The organism is Blastococcus sp. VKM Ac-2987, from assembly GCF_026967805.1.
GTDB lineage: Bacteria > Actinomycetota > Actinomycetes > Mycobacteriales > Geodermatophilaceae > Blastococcus.
Window position 1 is genome coordinate 503,737 of the sequence record NZ_JAPVBG010000001.1, and the last position, 20,498, is coordinate 524,234.

The following is a 20,498-nucleotide window of genomic DNA, read 5'->3' on the forward strand; positions in this document are numbered from 1 at the left end:
CGGACGCTCTCCCGAGTCGTTGTATTAATGCTATGGTTCGTTGCATGGGACGACAGCCGAAATCCGAGGCGGACAAGGTCCACGACCGCATCGCGGTGCTCCGGGCCGACCGCGGTGTGAGCCGCAAGGAGCTCGCCGACGCCGTCGGCGTCCACCCGCAGACGATCGGCTACGTGGAGCGCGGCGACTACAGCCCGTCGCTGGCCCTGGCCCTGCGCATCGCCCGCTTCTTCGACCTGCCGGTCGAGGCGGTGTTCTCGCTCGACCCGCTGCCCTCGCTCAGCGAGGAACTCCTCAGGAGGACGTCATGAGCATCTCCCCCGACCAGACCTACCTCGCCCGCACCTTCGACGACGGCCGCTACGACTGGGCCCGGTCCCGGCGGGTCCGCCGCCGTGCCGTGCTGGCGGAGGCGGCGCTGCTCGTCGCGCTGGTCGCCGTCACGCTGGCCGCGGCCACGACGAGCGAGGGGTGGACGACGTGGTACTTCGTCGCCTGGACCGCCGGCATGCTCGGGTTCATCCCGCTGCACTCGGTCCTCAACCTGGGCATCCGCGGCGTCTTCGACCGGGACAGCCGTTCGCTGGACGAGCACCAGCAGCGGCTGGCCGACCGGTCGCACAACGCGATGGGCTGGCCGAGCATGGGGCTGAGCTTCGCGGCGTGGACGGGTGCGGTCGCCGTCGTCGCGCTGACCGGGCACGTCGCGCTGGCGCTCTGCCTCGGCTTCCTGCTCTGGTTCACCAGCGGCCTGCTGACCTACTGGCACCTGGCCTGGACCGCCCCGGAGGAGCCGGCCGACGCCGACCTCTGACCCGCTCCAGGCAAAGGAAGCTATGCCTACGGTTTCGGCGCCGATCCCGTAGGCATAGCTTCCTTTGCCCGGGAGGTCAGCCCAGGTCGGGGAAGAAGAGCTTCACCTCGCGCGCGGCCGACTCCGGCGAGTCCGAGCCGTGCACGATGTTGTTCTGCACCTCGAGGGCGAAGTCGCCGCGGATGGTGCCGGGGCCGGCCTTCACCGGGTCGGTGGCGCCGGCCAGAGCGCGGAACGCCTCGATGGCGCGCGGCCCCTCGACGACCAGCGCCATGAGCGGGCCGCCGGTGATGAACTCGACCAGGTCGGCGAAGAACGGCCGCTCGCGGTGCTCGGCGTAGTGGGTCTCGGCGGTCTCGCGGTCGAGCGTGCGCAGTTCGGCGGCGACCAGGCGCAGGCCCTTGCGCTCGAGCCGCGTGATCACCTCGCCGACCAGGCCGCGGGAGACGCCGTCGGGCTTGACGAGGACGAGAGTGCGTTCGGTCACGGGGCGGCAGCCTACGGGGTGGGCGCGGGGCCGCTCCCGCCGTCGGCCGGGTCCGGCTCCTCCACGGGTCCGAAGGCGGTGCCGAGCAACTGCTTGCGGACCTGCAGGAGATAGGCCCAGATGAGCAGGAAGGCGCCGCCCACGAACCACATGGCGTTCGTGTACAGGCCGGTGAGCAGCAGGGGCACCTGCAGCGCCGTGCCGATGAGCAGGCCGCGCTCCCGGCGCTGGATGCCGCTGGCCAGGATGAGGACGACGGCGAGCCCGAGCAGCACCCACAGCCGGCTCCCGAGCCCGCCCTCGGTCTGCGCGATGGCGCGCGGCACGAACAGGACCGCGATGCCCTCCAGGACCAGCACCGCGGCGGCGGCCCCGCGCAGCGCCTTCGCCGCACGCAGTGGTTCCGGCGCGGTCACCGCGACCCCCGCGAGAGGAGGGAGCGCGCCTCGCCCGCGGTGACGACGCTGCCGGTGACCAGCACGCCGGAGCCGCCGAGGGCGTCGTCCGGGCCCGCCTCGGCGAGCTCGATCGCCTCGCTGATCGCCTCGTCCAGGCGCGGCGAGACGCTCACCCGGTCGGCGCCGAAGACGTCGACGGCCAGGGCGCCCAGCTCGTCGGCGGGCATCGCCCGCGGCGATCCGTTCTGGGTGACGACGAGCTCGGCGCAGACCTCCTCCAGCGCGGTGAGCATCCCGGCGACGTCCTTGCCGTGCACGACGCCGACCACCCCGACCAGGCGGGTGAAGTCGAAGGACTCCCGGAGGGCCGCCACGGTCGCGGTCATGCCGGCCGGGTTGTGCGCGGCGTCGACGAGCACGGTCGGGCTGGTGCGGAGCCGCTCGAGCCGGCCGGGCGAGCGGACCGCGGCGAACGCGGCGCGGACGGTCTCCTGCTCGATCGGCCCGGTGGCGGCGCCCGCGCCGAGGAATGCCTCGACCGCGGCCAGCGCCGTCACCGCGTTCTGCGCCTGGTGGGCGCCGAACAGCGGCAGGAAGATCTCCTCGTACTCGCCACCCAGGCCCTGCAGCCGGACCTGCTGCCCGCCGACGGCGACCTTCCGCTCCAGCACGCCGAACTCGGTGCCCTCGCGAGCGACGACGGCGTCGACCTCGACGGCGCGGCGGACCAGCGCGTCGAGCGCGGCCGGCTCCTGGTGGGCGAGGACGGCGATCGCGTCGGCAGTGATGATCCCGGCCTTCTCGCCGGCGATCGTGCCGACGTCGGGGCCGAGGTACTCGGCGTGGTCCAGGGCGACCGGCGTGACGACGGCGACCCGCGCGTCGGCGACGTTCGTGGCGTCCCACGTCCCGCCCATGCCGACCTCGATCACCGCGACGTCGACCGGCGCGTCGGCGAAGAACGCGTAGGCCATGCCGACCATGACCTCGAAGAAGCTCATCGGGATCTCGCCGGCGGCGTCGACCATCTGCACGTAGGGCGCGATGTCGTCGTAGGTCTCGACGAAGCGCTCGGCGCTCACCGGCTCGCCGTCGAGCACGATCCGCTCCCGGATCGACTGCAGGTGCGGGCTGGTGAAGCGGCCGACCCGCAGGCCGAAGCCGCGCAGCAGCTCGTCGATCATCCGCGCCGTCGTCGTCTTGCCATTGGTGCCCGCCACCTGGATGACCGGGGCGGCCCGGTGGGGCGATCCGAGCAGGTCCACGAGGGCGCTGATGCGGGTGAGCGAGGGCTCCAGGCGGCTCTCCGGCCAGCGGGCCAGCAGCTCGTTCTCGACCCGGGCCATGTCACCGGTGCTGCCGTTGCTCATCCTGCTCAGGATGCCAGTTGCTCAGTACGCCCCGGCGCGCCGTCGGGGCGCTCCCTGGACCACGCCGCCGCCCGCGTGCATCCAGTCCCGCGGCGGAGCGGTCTCCACCACCCGCTTGCCCAACGGGAAGAGGCCCACGGCGGCCAGCTTGAACGAGGCCACACCGAACGGGATGCCGATGATCGTGAGGCAGAAGCCGATGCCCGCGACCACGTGGATGACCGCGAGCCACCAGCCGGCGACGAGGAACCAGAGCAGGTTGCCGACCGCCGACGCGACACCGGCACCCGGCGCGCGCACCGTCGTCCGCCCGAACGGCCAGACGACGAAGGCCGCCAGCCGGAACGAGGCGATGCCGAACGGGATGGTCACGACCAGCAGGCAGGCCAGGACGCCGGCCAGCAGGTAGGCGAGCGCGAGGATCCAGCCCTGCAGCACGAGCCAGACCAGGTTGAGCAGCAGGCGCAGCGTGTCCACCCCAGGCTGACGGACGACGCGGGCGCACGGTTCCCCGGCGTGCGCGGAACCACGTTGTCGCGCCTTCCTAGGATGGGCGGCATGGTTCCCGACACCGCGACCCCGGACACCGCTGCCCAGGCTGCGACCGTCGGCGTACCGGAGAAGCCGTCGATCGACGGCCTCGAGGAGAAGTGGGTCGCCCGCTGGGCGTCCGAGGACACCTACGGCTTCGACCGCGAGGCCGCGCTGCAGGCGCCGCGCGAGCAGATCTGGTCGATCGACACCCCGCCGCCGACCGCCAGCGGCTCGCTGCACGTGGGCCACGTCTTCAGCTACACCCACACCGACTTCGTCGCCCGCTACCAGCGGATGCGTGGCCGGCACGTCTTCTACCCGATGGGCTGGGACGACAACGGCCTGCCCACCGAGCGCCGGGTGCAGAACTACTACGGCGTGCGCTGCGACCCGTCGCTCCCCTACGACCCGTCGTTCGAGCCGCCGGCCAAGCCGGAGAAGAACCAGCTGCCCATCTCGCGACGCAACTTCGTCGAGCTGTGCATGCGGCTGACCGAGGACGACGAGGCGGAGTTCGAGAAGCTGTGGCGCCGCGTCGGCCTGTCGGTGGACTGGTCGAACGTCTACCGGACGATCTCGGAGACCTCGCGGGCCACCGCGCAGCGGATGTTCCTGCACAACCTGGCCCGCGGTGAGGCCTACGCGCAGGAGGCACCGACCCTCTGGGACGTCACCTTCCGCACCGCCGTCGCCCAGGCCGAGCTCGAGGACCGGGAGCGCCCCGGCGCCTACCACCGGATCGCCTTCGCCGGCCCCGAGGGCCCGGTGTTCATCGAGACGACGCGGCCCGAGCTGATCCCGGCGTGCGTCGCGCTGGTCGCCCACCCCGACGACGCGCGCTACCAGCCGCTGTTCGGGAAGACGGTCACGACGCCGCTGTTCGGCGTCGAGGTGCCGGTCGTGGCGCACCGGCTGGCCGAGCCCGACAAGGGCTCCGGCATCGCGATGATCTGCACCTTCGGCGACCTCAACGACGTCACCTGGTGGCGCGAGCTGCAGCTGCCCACCCGGGCGATCGTCGGCTGGGACGGCCGGCTGCTGGCCGACCCGCCGGCCGACGTCCCGATGCACCCCTACGACGAGCTGGCCGGCAAGACCGTGTTCAGCGCGCAGGCCCGCATCGTCGAGCTGCTCCGCGAGTCCGGCGACCTGCAGGGCGACCCGAAGCCGATCACCCACCCGGTGAAGTTCTACGAGAAGGGCGAGCGGCCCCTCGAGATCGTCACCACCCGGCAGTGGTACATCCGCAACGGCGGCCGGGACGCCGACCTGCGCGACGCCCTCGTCGCCCGGGGCCGGGAGATCCAGTGGGTGCCCGAGCACATGCGGCACCGCTACGACAACTGGGTCGAGGGCCTCAACGGCGACTGGCTGATCAGCCGCCAGCGCTTCTTCGGCGTCCCGTTCCCGGTCTGGTACCGGCTCGACGAGGCCGGTGAGCCGGTCCACGACGAGCCGATCCTGGCCGACGAGGCGTCCCTGCCGATCGACCCGTCGTCCGAGGTGCCCCCGGGCTTCGACGAGTCGCAGCGGGGGAAGCCGGGCGGCTTCATGGCCGACCCCGACATCATGGACACCTGGGCGACGTCGTCGCTCTCGCCGCAGGTGGCGTCGGGCTGGGACACCGACCCGGAGCTGTTCGCCAAGGTCTTCCCGATGGACCAGCGGCCGCAGGCGCACGACATCATCCGCACCTGGCTGTTCTCCACGGTCGTCCGCGCGCACTTCGAGCACGGTGCGGTGCCCTGGACCCACGCCACCATCTCCGGCTTCGTGGTCGACCCCGACCGCAAGAAGATGTCGAAGTCCAAGGGCAACGCGACGACGCCGATCGACGTCCTGGAGCGGTACGGCACCGACGCCGTCCGCTGGCGCGCGGCCGGCGCGCGACCGGGGGCGGACTCGCCGTTCGACGAGGCGCAGATGAAGGTCGGCCGGCGGCTGGCCATGAAGGTGCTCAACATCGGCAAGTTCGTGCTCGGGCTGGGCGCCTCGACCGACCTGTCGGCGGCGGCCGTGACCGAGCCCATCGACCGCGGGCTGCTCGCCTCGCTGGCCCAGGTCGTCGACGAGGCGACCGCGGCGATGGAGGCCTACAACTACACCCGGGCCCTCGAGGTCGCCGAGACGTTCTTCTGGTCGTTCTGCGACGACTACGTGGAGCTGGTGAAGACCCGCGCCTACGGCACCGGCGACGGCGCCGCTTCGGCCCAGGCCACCCTGGCCCTGGCGCTGTCGGTGCAGCTGCGGCTGTTCGCCCCGGTGCTGCCGTTCGTCACCGAGGAGGTCTGGTCCTGGTGGCAGACCGGGTCGGTGCACCGGGCGCCGTGGCCGACCGCGACGGAGCTGCCCGCCGGTGGCGACCCGGCCGTGGTGACGGCGGCGGCCGAGGTCCTGTCGCTGGTCCGCAAGGCGAAGTCCGACGCGAAGACCTCGATGCGCACCGACGTCGCGTCGACGACGGTGACCGTGCCGGAGGCGCGGCTGGCTGCGGTCGAGGCCGCCCGGGGTGACCTGGTGGACGCCGGCCGGATCCAGTCGCTGACCGTGGTGGTCGGCGAGGGCCCGCTGCGCGTCGACGTCGTCCTGGCGGAGGCGGCCGAGAGCTGAGCGCCCGGAGCCCGGGGTCGGGCGAACCCGACCCCGGGTGGTGTCAGGCGGCGTCGATGGCCCATGCGGGAGCGGGCCCCATGCCCAGCCGCCAGCGCGCCGCCTCCTCCGACGGGCTGAACGGGCCGAGCGCCAGGCGCAGCGCCCGCAGCTGGGCGCGGGTCACGGCGAGCTGCGCCGCGCCGCCGCGACCCCGCCCGGGGACCCCGGCACACCCCGCGATCGACGGCGAGACCACGTACGCCGCGGCGCCCGACAGCCCGCGGTAGACCACCCGCTCCGGGGCGCTCAGGCCGGGCGGGGCGGCGAGGAACTCGCGGAGGTGGCCGGGGACGGGCCGCAGCTCGGGACCGTGCGCGGCGAGCGCCTCGGCCAGTTCGGCGGCCGTCGTCGGCAGGTCGGTGGCACCCAGTTCGGCCGCAGCCCGGGCCCACTCCCCCACGTAGGTGTCGGGCCAGCCGCGGCCGAACCGCCTGTGGAGGTCGCTGCCGACCGCCTGCTGGGCGGCGAGGAAGGCGTCGGTGAAGGCAAGGTGCACCCAGCGCAGCAGCGCCGGGTCGGACGCCGAGTAGGTGGTGCCTCCGACCCGGCCGCGGACCCGCGTGTGCATGCCCCGGACCCGCGCTGCCTCCCGCTCGGCCAGCTCCGCCGAGCCGAAGGTGCTGACCACCAGCCACCGGGCGGTCCCGGCCAGCCGCTTCCAGGGATCCTCGCGGTAGGCCGAGTGCCGCTGCACCCCGGCCAGCGCGAGCGGGTGCGCACCCTGGCCCAGCAGCGCCGCGACGCCGCCGACCAGCGTGGAGAGGTCGCCGTGCACCCGCCAGACGACGCCGTCGGGCTCGAACCAGCCGGGGCCGGTGCCGACGCGGGCGATGTCGCGCACCCAGTCCGGAGCGCCGGTCGGATCACCGGAGACGCGGGCCCGGAAGGCCTCCCGCGCCTGTTCGGGCAGGGAGGTGAGGGCGCGCACGCCCCCGAATGTGCCACGCGGCGCCGGGCTCGGTCAGCGGGTGAGCTCGACCAGCTTCCGGACGGTGTTCCAGTTGCGGTTGGTGCCCGTGGCGCCGAGCAGCTGCGCCCAGGTGCGCTCGGCCCCGCGGTCGCTCTGCAGGCCGTCAGGCAGCCAGACGTAGACCTCGCGGCCGCGCACGACGTACTCCCCGCTCTCGGCCGCCGGGAGCGCCGCCACGCGCTCGGGGTCCAGCGGCTCGGCGTGGAAGGTGACCGAGTAGCGGGCCGGGTTCGTGGCCACGTGACCGAGCGGGTCGGCGACCAGCACGTCGGCCAGCTCCTCCGCCGTCCGGATGACGACGGGGACATCGAGCGCGAAGTGCTCGGCGATGGCCGCGGTCAGGTCGGCAGCGAGTTCTGCCTCGGGCAACGGGCTCTCGAGCAGCACGTTGCCGCTGGCGAGGTGGGTGCGGACGTCGCCGTACCCGCGTTCAGCGAGGACCTCGCGCAGCCGCGGCATGGAGACCCGGCGGGTGGCGCCCAGGTTGACCGCCCGCAGCAGGGCCACGTACCGCGTCACCCCGTGGACGCTAGCGCCGCCGTGCGCCGATCCCAAGCCGTTCACCACCGGGAACGTCGTCCCCCACCACGCCATTCGGCCCGGCGGGATGTCGGCGCCCGGGACAACGCCTGCACCGCTGTCCACAGCTCGAGCCGTTCGGTCCCGACGTGGGCCGCGCGCCCCGCACGCTGTGGCCGTGCACGACGTCCTCGACCTGCTCGGTCCCACCCGTGTGTCGTCCACGGCGGCCCTGTCGCGGTCCGTCGCACCCCGGACCATCGGGCGCTGGCTCGCCGGTGGGCGCCTCGTGCAACTGCACCCCGGCTGGGTCACGGTGCCCGAACTCGTCGACGACTGGGCGGTGCGCGCCCAGGCAGCCGCCTCCTACTGCGGAGGGCCGCTCAGCCACTGGAGCGCGCTGGCCGTCCACGGCCTCGCGGAGGAGTACACCCGGCTGGACGTCACGGTGCCGTCCGGGTCGCGGGTGCGCTCGTCACGCTGGCTGCGCGTGCACCGGAGCCGGCTGCCATCCGGGCTGACCACGGCGCGAGGGCTGGTGACGACGCCGGTGAGCCGGGCCCTGGTCGACACCTGGGGCGACGCGTACCGCCGAACAGCGATGCGCGTCTCTCCCGGCCTGGCCCGGGCAGCGGTGCTGCGTGCGGTGCAGCGACGGTGCGTTCGGCCGACCCAGGTGGCGGCCGAACTGGACCGCCGCCCCAATCTGCCCGGTCGGGCCGCGCTGGACGAACTGCTGGGGCTCGTCGCCGGCGGGAGCCACAGCGAGCTGGAGATCTTCGGCCTCCAGCAGATCCTCACCGTTCCGGGGCTGCCTGAGTGCCGGCGCCAGCACCGGGTGCACCTGCCCGACGGGCCCGTCCTCCTCGATGCCGCCTGGCCCGAGGTGAGGCTGGCGGTCGAGCTGGACGGTGCTGCCTTCCACGGCTCGGAGGAGGCGCGGGAACGGGACCTGCGCCGAGACGCCGCACTGGCCGTGCTGGGTTGGCAGACGCTGCGCTTCAGCTACCGACGGGCGACGTCGGATCCGGCGGGCTGCCGCGCCCAGATCGCGGGCATCTACCGCCGCCGTCTCGGCGTTGTCCCCTGGGAGGACATTCGGTGAGCGCGAACGTCCTCGGCAGGGTCATCGCCTCGGGCACGTCCGGGAACGGTCCCGGAACGACCCGGACAACGCAGCGAGCCCGCCCCCGGGATCGGGGACGGGCTCGCAGACGAATCAGCGGGAGGTCAGGCCGACTTCTCGCGGGGGGCGCGGGTGGGCTTGCGCGGCACGATGGTCGGGTTGACGTGCTCCAGCACGACCTCCTTGGTGATCACCACGGAGGCGACGTCCTCACGGCTGGGGATGTCGTACATGACCGACTGGAGCACCTCCTCCATGATCGCGCGGAGCCCGCGGGCACCGGTGCCGCGGAGGATCGCCTGGTCGGCGACCGACTCGAGCGCGTCGTCGGTGAACTCCAGCTCCACCCCGTCGAGCTCGAAGAGCTTCCGGTACTGGCGGACCAAGGCGTTCTTCGGCTGGGTCAGGATGTTGATCAGCGCCTGACGGTCCAGCTTGCGGACGCTGGTGATCACCGGGAGCCGGCCGATGAACTCCGGGATCATGCCGAACTTCAGCAGGTCCTCGGGCATGACCTCGGCGAACGCGTTGGCGTCCTCGATCTCCTGCTTGCCGCGGATCTCGCCGGCGAAGCCGATGCCCTGCTTGCCGGCGCGCGCTTCGATGACCTGCTCCAGGCCGGCGAAGGCACCACCCACGATGAACAGCACGTTCGTCGTGTCGATCTGGATGAACTCCTGGTGCGGGTGCTTGCGGCCACCCTGCGGCGGCACCGACGCCGTCGTCCCCTCGAGGATCTTCAGCAGCGCCTGCTGCACGCCCTCGCCGGAGACGTCGCGGGTGATCGACGGGTTCTCGCTCTTGCGGGCGATCTTGTCGACCTCGTCGATGTAGATGATGCCGGTCTCGGCCCGCTTGACGTCGTAGTCGGCGGCCTGGATCAGCTTGAGGAGGATGTTCTCGACGTCCTCACCCACGTAGCCGGCCTCGGTGAGGGCGGTGGCGTCGGCGATGGCGAACGGGACGTTCAGCATCCGGGCCAGCGTCTGCGCCAGGTGGGTCTTCCCGCAGCCGGTGGGGCCGATCAGCAGGATGTTGGACTTCGCCAGCTCGACGGCGTCCTCGCGGTTGGCGCGGTCACCACCGGCCTGGATCCGCTTGTAGTGGTTGTAGACCGCGACCGAGAGCGTCCGCTTGGCCTTGTCCTGACCGATGACGTACTGGTCGAGGAAGTCGTGGATCTCCTTGGGCTTGGGCAGCTCGTCGAACTTCAGGTCCGACGACTCGGAGAGTTCTTCCTCGATGATCTCGTTGCAGAGGTCGATGCACTCGTCGCAGATGTAGACCCCGGGGCCAGCGATGAGCTTCTTGACCTGCTTCTGGCTCTTGCCGCAGAACGAGCACTTGAGCAGATCACCGCTCTCACCGATTCGTGCCACCTGCTGACCTCCACCTCGACAGTCGCCGGTCCTGGTGTCAGGTACCCGCGGGTTGGACCCTGCTTGCTTGTCTTCTGCCCCTGCTCGTCCCCGCTGACAGGCTGTCCCGCGAGGCTCTCCTCCCGGCGCTTCCGGCCGGGGATCGGGCGTTCACCGAACGTACCCGCCACCTCCGGCGAGGCCGGGCAATGACTCACCCGGTACGCCGGCGGTCCCACTTCTGTCCCGCCATGCCCTCAGACCCCCGACGGTACGGGCCGAACACGCGTCCCGCGCGCCTCCGACCCGTACCGAATCAGGACGAGAGGGCGTTGAGCTTGCGGCTCTGGATGACCTGGTCGACGATCCCGTACTCCTTGGCCTGGGCGGCCGTCAGGATCTTGTCCCGGTCGATGTCGCTGCGAATCTGCTCCTGGGACCGGCCGGTGTGCCGGGCCAGGATCTCCTCCATCTGCACGCGCACCCGCTCGATCTCGGCGGCGTGGATCTCCAGGTCGGTGACCTGACCGCCGGCCTCGCCGGACGGCTGGTGGATCAGCACGCGGGAGTACGGCAGCGCCAGGCGCTTCCCCGGCGTCCCGGCCGCGAGGAGGACGGCGGCGGCCGAGGCCGCCTGGCCCATCACCACGGTCTGGATGTCGGGCCGGACGAACATCATCGTGTCGTAGATGGCCATCAGCGAGGTGAACGAGCCACCGGGCGAGTTGATGTAGATGGTGATGTCGCGGTCCGGGTCGGCGGACTCGAGCGTGATGAGCTGCGCCATCACGTCGTTGGCCGACGCGTCGTCGATCTGCACCCCGAGGAAGATGATGCGTTCCTCGAAGAGCTTGTTGTAGGGGTTGGACTCCTTCATGCCGTAGCTCGTGCGCTCCACGAAGGAGGGCAGGATGTACCGGCTGGAGGGCATCTCGAAGCTCATCTGTCTGTGTCCTCGCGCGCTCAGTTGTCGGAGACCGGGTTGGCGCTGTCGGTCATGGCCGCCTTGCTCACCACGTGGTCGACGAAGCCGTACTCGAGGGCCTCCTGCGCGGTGAACCAACGGTCGCGGTCGGAGTCCTTGTCGATCTGCTCGATGCTCTGCCCGGTGTGGAAGGACTGCAGCTCGTTGAGCTCCTTCTTCGTGCGGCGGAAGAGGTCGGCCTGGATGGCGATGTCCGCCGCCGTGCCACCGACGCCGGCCGAAGGCTGGTGCATCATGATCCGCGCGTGCGGCAGGGCGTAGCGCTTGCCCTTGGTGCCCGCCGTCAGCAGGAACTGGCCCATCGACGCGGCCAGGCCCATCCCGTAGGTGGCGACGTCGCAGTCGATGAACTGCATCGTGTCGTAGATGGCCATGCCGGCGCTGACCGAGCCGCCGGGCGAGTTGATGTAGAGGTGGATGTCCTGCTTGGGGTCCTCGGCGGACAGCAGCAGCATCTGGGCGGCCAGCTGGTTGGCGATGACGTCGTCGACCTGGGTGCCCAGGAAGATGATCCGCTCGCGCAGCAGGCGCTCGTAGACCGAGTCGCCGAGGTTCATCATGCCGCTGGCGCCACGCATCATGGGTGCGCTCGCCAGGATCGGGTCGGTGGTGCTCACGGGTGCGGTGACCTCCGTAGGACGCGTCGTGGCAGTGGGTCTCGGGGTGGTGCGGGCCCGGAACGGCCCTCCGGGGGTGGGGTCCCCCGGCGATCGCCTGAGTCCTGTCGACCCTAACGCGGACCTCCGACGGGACACTCCCCGTCGGGCCGGTGTTCGCCGTCGGCGCAGCGCCGGGGTCCGGTACGCGACGACGCCGCCCTCCCCGGTCGGGGAGGACGGCGTCGGCGGTGGTTGGACCCGCGGATCAGACCTTGTCGACGTCCTCGGTGTTCTCGGTCGCGCCCTCGGCGGCCTCGGTCGTGACGGCCTTGACGCCGATGTCCTCACCCGCGGCCGGGGCGGCCTGCGTGCCGTCCTCCGCGGCGGCCTCGGTGCTGTCCTCGGAGGCGGACTCGTCGCCGGCCGACGCCTGCACCGTCTTCGGGCGCAGGGCCTCGAGGTCGACCGGGTTGCCCGACGCGTCGGTGATCGTCGTCTGCTCGAGCAGCTGGGCCAGCGTCTTGGTGCGGCGGACGTCGGCGACGAACTCGGCGATGTTGCCGCTCTGCTGCAGCTGCTGGGCGAACTGCTCCGGGCTCATCCGGTTGCGCTGGGCCTGCGCCATGATCTGCGCCGAGAGGTCGTCGTTGGCGACGGTGACCTCACGGGCGTCGGCAATCGCGTCGAGGATGAACTGCGTCTTGACCGCCTCCTCGACGTTCTTCTTCTGCTCGGCGTCGTACTCCTCGCGGTTCTCGACGCCCGACATCTGCAGGAAGGCGTTCCAGTCCATGCCGGCCTGCGCGAGCTCGCGCTCGAAGGCCTGGTTGCGCCACTCGACCTCGCGGTCGACGAGGTTCTCCGGGATCGGCACCTCGACGGTCTCGATGAGGTGCTCGACCAGCTTGTCGCGCGCCTGCGCGCCCTGCTGGATCACCTTGGAGCGGGCCAGCCGGGTGCGGACGTCCTCGCGCAGCTCGTCGAGGGTGTCGAACTCGCTGGCGGTCTGGGCGAACTCGTCGTCCAGCTCGGGCAGCTCCTTCTCCTTCACCGAGCGGACGGTGACGGTGACGTCGGCCTGCGAGCCGGCGTCGGGGCCCGAGAGCAGCGCGGTCTGGAAGGACTTCGACTCGTCGGCCGACAGCCCGCGGACGGCGTCGTCGAGGCCCTCCATGAGGTTGCCGGAGCCCACCTCGTAGGACATGCCGGTGGTCGAGCCGTCCTCCAGGACCTTGCCGTCGAGCTTGGCCTCGAGGTCGATGGAGACGAAGTCGCCGTCCTGGGCGGCCCGCTCGACGCCGGTCAGCATCGAGAAGCGCTCGCGCATGACCGTGACCTGCTGGTCGATCTCCTCGTCGGTGACCTCGACGTCGTCGACGGTCACGGCCAGGGAGTCCAGCTCCGGCAGCTCGAGCTGCGGGGCGACGTCGACCTCGGCGGTGAAGGCGAGGGTGTCGTTGTCGTCGAGGCGGGTGACCTCGATGTCGGGCTGGCCGAGCACGCGCACCTGGTTCTCGCGGATGACCTCCGAGTAGACCTCGGGGATCGCGTGCTGGACGACCTGCTCCAGGACGACGGGCCGGCCGATGCGCTGGTCGAGCACCCGGTTGGGCACCTTGCCGGGGCGGAACCCGGGGACCCGGACCTGCTTGCCCAGCTCCTTGTAGACCTCACCGAAAGCGTGGTCCAGGTCCCCCCAGGGCACCTCGATCGCCAGCCGGACCCGCGTGGGGCCCAGTTCCTCGATGGTGCTCTTCACAGCGGCAGTGCTCCTCGGTAAGACAGCGGTTTGCAGGCGCCCGCGGGTCCGGTGACGCCGGGTCGACCCCCGAGTCTAGAGACGTCGGGGGCATGCGCGCGGTGGCGGGATGCGGGCACCCCGCGCCTCCGGTCGGGGTGACAGGATTTGAACCTGCGGCCCCCTGCTCCCAAAGCAGGTGCGCTACCAAGCTGCGCCACACCCCGTGGCGGCCCGAGTCTAGGCCGCTCCGCCCGGGCTCCCTCCCGGGAACCCGTCAGGCGGACACGCCAGGACGCCGGTCCGACCAGGGAGCCGCCTCCTCCAGCGCGGCGGCCACCCGGACGAGGACGTCCTCGCGACCGAAGGCCGCGACCAGCTGGACGCCGATCGGGAGGCCCTCCTCGGTCCAGTGCAGCGGCAGGCTGATCGCCGGCTGACCGGTGACGTTGAACTGGGACGTGAACGGCATCAGGCTGTTGATCCGCCGGCCTTCCTGCTTGGGCCCGGCGTCGGTGAGCCAGCCCAGCTCCGGTGGCCGCGCGGCGAGCGTGGGCGTCACCAGCAGGTCGTAGCCCTCGCCGCCCTGGTCGCGCGGCGTCCAGAAGGCGGCCATCCGGCGGGTCCACCTCCCCAGCCACATCCGCGCGCCGACGTAGTCCTCGGCGGACAGCTTCCGGCCCACGGCGCGGTACATGACGTTGCGCGGCTCGAGGTCGCCGTCCTCGATCGGACGGCCGAGCGCACCCCGCTCGAGCGCGGAGAGGGTGAGGGCGACGTCGGCGGCGATCGTGGTGGTGAAGAAGCGCGGGAACTGCGGGTCGAACATCGCCTCCGGCATGCCGGGCCCGACCTCGCACCCGAGCTCCTCCAGCAGCCGCCCGGCCTGCTCCACGGCGGCCCGGCACGCGGGGTCGTCCAGGTACTGCTCCCCCGGCGCCACGTCGAGCAGCCCGACCCGCAACCGGCCGACCGGCGCGCCGACCTCCCCCGCCAGCGGGCGCGCCAGCGGCGGTGCGACGTAGGGGTCGCCGGGCATCGGTCCGGCGAGGACGTCCAGGACGGCGGCGGTGTCCCGCACCGAGCGGGTGACGACGCCGTCGATCGTGGCGCCGGCCCACCCCTCCCCCACGTCGGGCCCCTGGCTGACCCGGGCCCGGGTTGGCTTCAGGCCGACCAGCCCGCACTCCGCGGCCGGGATGCGGATCGATCCGCCGCCGTCGTTGGCGTGCGCGACCGGCACCAGCCCGGCGGCGACCGCGGCCGCCGAACCGCCGCTGGAACCGCCCGTGGAGCGGTTCGTGTCGTAGGGGTTCCGGGCCGGGGATTGCGCGGCCGGCTCGGTGCTGATCGTCGTGCCGAACTCCGGCACGTTGGTGCGGCCGAGGACGACGAAGCCCGCTGCACGGAAACGCTGAGCGAGGTAGCTGTCGGTCGGCCAGCGGTATCCGGCGTCGCGGAGGAAGGAGGTGCCGTAATTGGTCTCCTCCCCGGCGACGTGGCAGCCGAGATCCTTGAGCAGCAGCGGGACGCCGCAGAAGGGACCGGCTGGCAGCTCGCCGCGAGCCTCTTCGCGCGCGGCGTCGAACCGGTTCCGGATCACCGCGTCCAGCTGCGGGTCGACCCGCTCGACGCGCTCGATCGCCGCGTCCACGAGCTCGGCGGGGCTCGCCTGCCCGGTGCGTACCAGCTCGGCCTGCGCGGTGGCGTCGAGCCACGTGGTCTCGGTCACGCCGCGCACGCTAGCGGCCGACGGCGACGGCGACGGCGACGGCGAGCACGAGCCGGCGTCCAGTTCCCGGACCCGGGGCGCCGTCCCGGCGATCTGTAGTTGGATCACCTACGAGGTCGGGGCACGCGTCGTGCTCCGCGGAGGCGGTCGGGGTCCGGTGCTCCGACGGACAGGGAGCGGACCGTGGCCGGTCGTCGAGCAGCGTTCGTCCTGGTTCCGCTGCTGTTCGTGGGTGCGTGCACGAGCGGCGACGAGGACGACGCTCCGGGCGGCGACGCCTCCCCCTCGGCTCCGGCCGGCAACGTGGAGATGGGCGCCTGCGAGTTCGAGGTGCCGGCGGGCGTGGAGATCGAGTGCGGCAGGCTGCCCGTGCCGGCCGACCGCGACGACCCCGACGCCGGGGAGATCCAGCTCGCCTTCGCCGTCGTCCGGAGCGGCGCCGACAGCCCGGCGGAGGACCCCGTCGTCTACCTGTCGGGAGGGCCGGGGCAGAGCACGCTGGAGCTCGTGCCGCAGGCGTTCGGCGCGATCTACGAGCCGCTGACCGAGAACCGGGACCTGGTGCTCGTCGACCAGCGGGGCACCGGGCTGACCGAGCCGTCGCTGGCCTGCGACGAGTACAGCTCGTGGGTACGGGAGTCACTGGGCTCGGACCTGCCGCCGGAGGAGCTGGAGGCCCAGGCGGTGCAGTCGCTGGAGGATTGCCGACAGCGCCTGGTGGACGAGGGCGTCGACTTCGCCGACTACAACAGCGCCGCCTCGGCCGCCGACCTCGAGGACCTGCGGGTCGCCCTCGGCCACGACGAGTGGAACCTCTACGGGATCTCCTACGGCACCCGGCTGGCGCAGGCCGCGCTGCGCGACCACCCCGACGGCATCCGGTCGGTGGTGCTGGACGCCGCCTACCCCGTCGACGCCGATCTGTACGAGGAGACGCCGGGCAACGCCGTCCGGGCCATGGAAGCCCTGTTCGCCACGTGCGCCGACGACCCGGGGTGCGCCGCGCAGTACCCCGACCTCCAGCAGACGTTCACGAACCTGGTCGAGGAGCTGAACGCCTCGCCGGCGCCGATCACCGTGGTGGACCCGACGAACGGGCAGCGCATCGAGGACGAGCTCGACGGCAACTCGCTCGTCGGCTTCCTGTTCCAGACCCTCTACTCGACCGAGCTGGTTCCGCACCTGCCGGAGATCATCACCGCCGCGGACGACGGTGATTTCGGCACGATCGGCCTGCTCCTCGGCGCACTCTCGGCGCAGCTGGAGCTGGTCAGCATCGGGCAGCAGCTGGCCGTGCAGTGCCAGGAGGAGGTCGCTTTCGGCTCCCAGGAGGACGTCGCCGCGGCCGCCGCCGAGCACCCGCTGGTGGAGGGCTTCTTCGAGGGCGCGCCGACCCTGGGCCCCGGCGTCTTCGACGTCTGCGCCTCGTGGGACGCCGGCGAGCCCGGGGAGGGGGCGAACGACCCGGTGACGAGCGAGATCCCGGCGCTGGTGCTGGCCGGCGACCTGGACCCGATCACGCCTCCGCGCTGGGGTGAGGAGATCGCCGCGGAGCTGCCCAACAGCTTCTTCGTCCGGTTCCCGTTCACCGGGCACGGAGCACTGCCCAGCCACGAGTGCGCGGTGGACATCGCCGTGGAGTTCCTGGACGACCCGGGCAGCGAGCCGGCAACCGGCTGCGTCGACGACATCGAGGCCCCGGCCTTCACCGCCGACGACATCCAGGTCGAGATGACGTCGTTCGAGAGCGAGGAGCTGGGTCTCACCGGGCTGCGGCCGGAGGGCTGGACCGAGGTGATCCCCGGCGTGTGGCAGGAGTCGGTCCTGGCGTCGCTGGTCCAGCGGGTGGTGCCCGGCGCCACCGCCGAGCAGCTGCTCCAGACGGTCGGCGCACAGCTGGGCACCGGTGAGCCGCCCCAGCCGGTCGGCGAGCTGGCGACCGAGTCGTTCACCTGGCAGCTCTACCGGCTGGACGACCTCGGGCAGAGCGTCGAGCTGGCGCTCGCCGACGGCCCGGACGGCCTGCTGCTGGTGCAGATGACGACGAGCCCCGCGCGCAACGACGTCCACCGCGGGCTGATCTTCCTGCCGGCCGTCGAGGCGCTCGCCCCGCTGTCCTGAACCGGGTGCCCGGTCCCCTGCCCGTCGGCGGGCGACGGCCGCGATAGGCTTCCCGCGGACCTCTCGCAGGTCTCGCGGGTGTAGCTCAATGGTAGAGCCCCAGCCTTCCAAGACGGGTCTACTAGGTATAAGCACCCCGCCACTCACCTGCTGATTCACCGAACTTGCCAGGTCAGCGGCGTGCGATGTGCCTACCAGCCTTGACCGCTGTTGACCGCCAAAAACCGCAACTGGCCTCTGCATTAGGCACGAATTAGGCACGCGGGACGACCCTCCACGTGTCCTCCGGGTGGCGCTCCTGCCCCCCCAGCTCCTCAGGTGTGGCGGTCGCGGGCGGTGTTACCCGGCGTTGGCTCTTGCCGGGCCGGTCGTACGGACTGGTCTCGCCACGCACGTTGCGCATGATTGCTGTAGCGGACATTCGGTAGCAGCCAGAGAGACCAGCCCACGAAACACCAGCTTCGTCGTGCAGCCGACGCACTTCTTCGACCTGTTCGAGCGTCAGCCGACGACGGGACCACTGCGGACCACCAAGAGTGCCGTGCTGCACCGTGTCCTACGCGTTCACGTAGGCGCCCCCCGATGCGAGGTTGCGCGCCTCACCAGCGGCAACCGCTGATGGCCGTGGTGGGCTTCGCCCGGCTCTAGCGCTCCATGCCCCTGTTCTGCTCTCGGGCGTACCAGGCTGCCTCAAACTCGGCGTCGGTGACTCCCAAGCTCTTACGGGTCTTTGTGGCGCGCTCGTGGGCTTCCACCACGTCTGTGAGCAGCTGGCCGGGCTCGGCGGCGTAGTCGATCACCGCATCTCTGGCCTCTAGCTCTGCCTCTACCGCGGCCCGTCGGCTCATCGGCTGCTCTTCGGCGCCCAAGCGGGGTGCCTCGTCATTCATGGCCGCATCGAAGCTGCTGTTCACCTCGTACTCGAGGTGAAGGTCGGCTCGCAGCCCATCTCGCTCCTCGGATCGGTGGCGCAACTCTTGGTTGAGCTGCTTGATCTCGTCCTGAGCCTCGCCCGCCTGCTCGCGTGCGTCATCGCGCTCCACGGCCAGCTTGGCGATTTCCTCGCGCAGCTCCCCTAGCTCGCGCGCCTGGGACTCGATGTCAGCCTTGATCTCGTCCCCGTGGGCCTCTAGGTGGTTGAGCACGTCGAGCTGGGCCTGCTCGACTGCAGCCGCCTGCTGGACCAGGGACTCCTCTGAGAAGCCGGCGGCGATAGCCGCGCGGTGTTCGAGGGCGCGGGCGTCGGCCTCGTCGTTCAGCTCAAACAGGCGCCGAGTTGCCTCGTCCACGCTGGCTCCTTGCCCTCAGGGTCGGGGCCAGTGTCCTCCTGGGTGCCGCGGTGGTCTACAGCTCTACAGCGGGGCCTCGGGGCTTGCTGCTGGGGCGGATGGCCGGCATCTGGGCGTCGGCTTCGGGCCCCTTACCCGCACAGCGGAAAGGCCGCGGGGGAACTCGGGGGTGCCCTCGATGATCTGATCCGTTGTTCGCTGGGCCTTGAAGGTGTCCGTCGAAAGTTCCCACTCCATCATCTTGTGGGCCGCGCGGCGGTTGACCTTCGCCCCGAGCGGCTCACTGAAGGACAGTTTGGCGGTCGGGCTACCGACGGCATGGCCTGCAGAGTGGGTTCAGATTCGACATAGCCGGCCTCACTGCCGTGGGGCCGATGCCGATCCTGATGGTGGCGGCTCAGGGGCTTTGCCCTGCGGGTAAGGGAACGGTGGCGGCTCAGAGGCCTTGCCCTGCGTAGGGGAAGCCACCGAGCGATCACGGGCCGAAACTGCAGCAGGCGCGGTCAAACTGTCATCGCCGGGAGGGGCGCCGGTAAGGGACCGGAGATAGGCGGAAACCCACGCGAACGCGCCGGCCCGCCGAATTGAAAGGACTCCGAGGCCAAACAACGCCACCCCAAGGCCGATTTGGGCCACATTTCCCACCAGCGGGATGGTGGGCGAACGCTCGATGTCGACCCCCAGTCTGATCGAAGTCGCGCCTACGCTGACCAAGGTCAGCCCGGGGTAGAGATACTTCCAATCGGGAGCGGTGGCCAGGATTTCGCGCACATCGTCACGGAAGTAGAGGATAAACACGCCCAAGAAGACGAAGCTGGCACCACCTAGCCCAGCGACCAGAATGGCGCCCATCGGACGAGTCGTTACCCCAAAACCGATGACCACCACCCCGGCGACAATGACGGCCACCCCGGTCAACAGGACGCTCCTCCGTAGGGCGGCCACCCCTAATCCGAAAACTGCCGCCCCCCACCCGATAAGCCACACCGCGGATCGAGACCCCCCAAAGTATTGGCTCTCCTCGACTATCAACCCCGCGCTGACAAATGTCATCGCTAGCAGAATGGTTGCCACTCCGGCTAGTGGAACACTCCTTAGAAGGACGGCCATCCCGTACCCAAAAGATGTCACCCCCCCGCCGATGAACGGCATCGAATCCGGTCCACCTACAAAGCGCAGGTGCCACACGCCAGCGCCAACGCACATTACCGCCCAGCCAATGAGAGCGATCCCGAGCAGCACGAGGAATGCATCCGCAACCTGGGTGGGAATAAGCACTGCCGTGGTGGCCAGAAGAACGGCCGCGAGCGTGGCATAGCCCGACAAGTGTCCGTCCCAAAGCGCGACGGCAACTATCGCCGCCATCGCTGATGCTGCCAGCAGGGCCCACGTGGTGATACGCACCATCGGCGCCTGCGGGTGGAGCCGCCGCAGCCACTCCGTGAGGTACATGACCGCGGCAAGCACCACCGCGCCTGCAACGCCGCGATACCGGAAGTCCGTGCTCAACGTGCTGGCAGCGACGCCACTGGCAAGCCCGATCAAGCCCGCGGCCAAGCTGAGGCGCCACGGCGGGCGCTCAAGACGTTGCGCTGACTGTCGTTCCCCCATGAGGATGCATGGTGCTCGCCGTGAACGGCTGCGCCTAGAGGTGAGAATCGGCTGCCCGCCTTGTTGCAGGAGCCCTGCAGCCTCCATCAGGGCGAAGGATGCCTGACACGGCACTAGGTGCTGCGGCCTGCCCAGAACAGACAGGTGCCGGTGCTCCTCTGGCCCCACGGGCCGACGCAGGCCGGCCAGCGGCGC

The 20,498-nt window shown here is 71.2% G+C and carries 18 protein-coding genes and 1 tRNA gene; 5 read left to right on the forward strand and 14 right to left on the reverse strand.

Annotated features, from left to right (window positions below):
• The first annotated feature begins 44 nt into the window (after window positions 1-44).
• Window positions 45-311 carry a helix-turn-helix transcriptional regulator gene (locus O2W17_RS02450; RefSeq protein WP_269190804.1) on the forward strand — a complete coding sequence of 89 codons (267 nt, stop codon included), beginning with the start codon at window positions 45-47 and terminating at the stop codon, window positions 309-311.
• The gene (locus O2W17_RS02455) at window positions 308-814 is read left to right on the forward strand and encodes a hypothetical protein (RefSeq protein ID WP_269190805.1); all 507 of its coding nucleotides are present in this window, start codon (window positions 308-310) and stop codon (window positions 812-814) included. Before O2W17_RS02450 ends, O2W17_RS02455 begins: the two co-directional genes overlap by 4 nt.
• 76 nt (window positions 815-890) lie before the next feature.
• Here the strand turns inward: O2W17_RS02455 and ndk are convergent, their stop codons facing one another.
• From ndk to O2W17_RS02475, 4 genes are read right to left on the reverse strand one after another with little or no spacing between them, the layout of a single operon-like run.
• A complete protein-coding gene (gene ndk / locus O2W17_RS02460; protein WP_269190806.1) occupies window positions 891-1,301 on the reverse strand; it encodes a nucleoside-diphosphate kinase in 411 nt (136 codons plus the stop codon).
• Between the two features lie 11 nt (window positions 1,302-1,312).
• A complete protein-coding gene (locus O2W17_RS02465) occupies window positions 1,313-1,717 on the reverse strand; it encodes a DUF4233 domain-containing protein (protein ID WP_269190807.1) in 405 nt (134 codons plus the stop codon).
• Window positions 1,714-3,069, reverse strand: a complete 1,356-nt coding sequence (locus O2W17_RS02470) for a bifunctional folylpolyglutamate synthase/dihydrofolate synthase (RefSeq protein ID WP_269190808.1) — start codon at window positions 3,067-3,069, stop codon at window positions 1,714-1,716. The genes O2W17_RS02465 and O2W17_RS02470 overlap by 4 nt, the downstream gene beginning before the upstream one ends.
• 21 nt (window positions 3,070-3,090) lie before the next feature.
• Window positions 3,091-3,546, reverse strand: coding sequence for a YccF domain-containing protein (locus O2W17_RS02475; protein WP_269190809.1), 456 nt, complete (start codon window positions 3,544-3,546; stop codon window positions 3,091-3,093).
• A gap of 81 nt (window positions 3,547-3,627) precedes the next feature.
• Between O2W17_RS02475 and valS the strand changes: the two genes are divergently transcribed.
• Window positions 3,628-6,213: a valine--tRNA ligase gene (gene valS / locus O2W17_RS02480; protein ID WP_269190810.1), complete on the forward strand. Its 2,586-nt coding sequence runs from the start codon at window positions 3,628-3,630 to the stop codon at window positions 6,211-6,213.
• 43 nt (window positions 6,214-6,256) lie between these two features.
• On the opposite strand, the gene O2W17_RS02485 is transcribed toward valS, so the two are convergent.
• Together O2W17_RS02485 and O2W17_RS02490 are read right to left on the reverse strand one after the other, a co-directional pair.
• Entirely contained in the window at window positions 6,257-7,183 is a 927-nt protein-coding gene (locus tag O2W17_RS02485) for an oxygenase MpaB family protein (protein ID WP_269190811.1), read from the reverse strand.
• Window positions 7,184-7,216: 33 nt separating this feature from the next.
• Window positions 7,217-7,744, reverse strand: a complete 528-nt coding sequence (locus O2W17_RS02490; protein ID WP_269190812.1) for a DUF1697 domain-containing protein — start codon at window positions 7,742-7,744, stop codon at window positions 7,217-7,219.
• 178 nt (window positions 7,745-7,922) lie between these two features.
• On the opposite strand from O2W17_RS02490, the gene O2W17_RS02495 reads away from it, so the two are divergent.
• The gene (locus tag O2W17_RS02495; RefSeq protein WP_269190813.1) at window positions 7,923-8,849 is read left to right on the forward strand and encodes a DUF559 domain-containing protein; all 927 of its coding nucleotides are present in this window, start codon (window positions 7,923-7,925) and stop codon (window positions 8,847-8,849) included.
• 125 nt (window positions 8,850-8,974) lie between these two features.
• On the opposite strand, the gene clpX is transcribed toward O2W17_RS02495, so the two are convergent.
• The 6 genes from clpX to O2W17_RS02525 all read right to left on the reverse strand — a co-directional run bounded on the left by clpX (window position 8,975) and on the right by O2W17_RS02525 (window position 15,282).
• Window positions 8,975-10,249 carry an ATP-dependent Clp protease ATP-binding subunit ClpX gene (gene clpX / locus O2W17_RS02500; protein ID WP_269190814.1) on the reverse strand — a complete coding sequence of 425 codons (1,275 nt, stop codon included), beginning with the start codon at window positions 10,247-10,249 and terminating at the stop codon, window positions 8,975-8,977.
• 295 nt (window positions 10,250-10,544) lie between these two features.
• On the reverse strand, window positions 10,545-11,171 hold the full coding sequence (locus tag O2W17_RS02505) for an ATP-dependent Clp protease proteolytic subunit (protein WP_269190815.1): 627 nt from the start codon (window positions 11,169-11,171) through the stop codon (window positions 10,545-10,547).
• 20 nt (window positions 11,172-11,191) lie between these two features.
• The gene (locus O2W17_RS02510) at window positions 11,192-11,830 is read right to left on the reverse strand and encodes an ATP-dependent Clp protease proteolytic subunit (RefSeq protein ID WP_442864491.1); all 639 of its coding nucleotides are present in this window, start codon (window positions 11,828-11,830) and stop codon (window positions 11,192-11,194) included.
• Window positions 11,831-12,077: 247 nt separating this feature from the next.
• Window positions 12,078-13,571, reverse strand: a complete 1,494-nt coding sequence (gene tig, locus O2W17_RS02515) for a trigger factor (RefSeq protein WP_269190816.1) — start codon at window positions 13,569-13,571, stop codon at window positions 12,078-12,080.
• 132 nt (window positions 13,572-13,703) lie between these two features.
• Window positions 13,704-13,777, reverse strand: a tRNA-Pro gene (locus O2W17_RS02520).
• A gap of 50 nt (window positions 13,778-13,827) precedes the next feature.
• The gene (locus O2W17_RS02525) at window positions 13,828-15,282 is read right to left on the reverse strand and encodes an amidase (protein ID WP_269190817.1); all 1,455 of its coding nucleotides are present in this window, start codon (window positions 15,280-15,282) and stop codon (window positions 13,828-13,830) included.
• Window positions 15,283-15,465: 183 nt separating this feature from the next.
• On the opposite strand from O2W17_RS02525, the gene O2W17_RS02530 reads away from it, so the two are divergent.
• A complete protein-coding gene (locus O2W17_RS02530; RefSeq protein ID WP_269190818.1) occupies window positions 15,466-17,403 on the forward strand; it encodes an alpha/beta hydrolase in 1,938 nt (645 codons plus the stop codon).
• A 644-nt stretch (window positions 17,404-18,047) separates the two neighbouring features.
• Here the strand turns inward: O2W17_RS02530 and O2W17_RS02535 are convergent.
• Both O2W17_RS02535 and O2W17_RS02540 read right to left on the reverse strand, forming a co-directional pair.
• Window positions 18,048-18,692, reverse strand: coding sequence for a hypothetical protein (locus O2W17_RS02535; protein ID WP_269190819.1), 645 nt, complete (start codon window positions 18,690-18,692; stop codon window positions 18,048-18,050).
• A gap of 357 nt (window positions 18,693-19,049) precedes the next feature.
• Entirely contained in the window at window positions 19,050-20,303 is a 1,254-nt protein-coding gene (locus O2W17_RS02540; protein ID WP_269190820.1) for a hypothetical protein, read from the reverse strand.
• Window positions 20,304-20,498 lie beyond the last annotated feature (195 nt).